The following is a 255-nucleotide window of genomic DNA, read 5'->3' as shown; positions in this document are numbered from 1 at the left end:
ACTTAACCATTGATTGGTTATTTCAACACTAACAGTGTTGTAGCGATCGTTTACTCGGTTTTCTCATTAAATGAGAGTTATATGGTTTAACCTTGCTTTACTTGTTATCTAGTTTTCAATGAACAATATTGGTGGAGCCTAGCGGGATCGAACCGCTGACCTCCTGCGTGCAAGGCAGGCGCTCTCCCAGCTGAGCTAAGGCCCCAATAAACAAGAATATGGTGGGCCTGAGTGGACTCGAACCACCGACCTCAC

General features: G+C 45.5%; 1 tRNA gene. It reads right to left on the bottom strand.

Features of this window, described 5'->3' with window-relative positions:
* Window positions 1-129 precede the first annotated feature (129 nt).
* A tRNA-Ala gene (locus ACK3CR_RS27130) sits at window positions 130-205 on the bottom strand.
* Window positions 206-255: the final 50 nt, after the last annotated feature.

The organism is Priestia sp. TRM10 (genome assembly GCF_057808375.1).
Note: the sequence above shows the minus strand (reverse complement) of the source record. Positions and strands in the feature narration are given on the sequence as shown.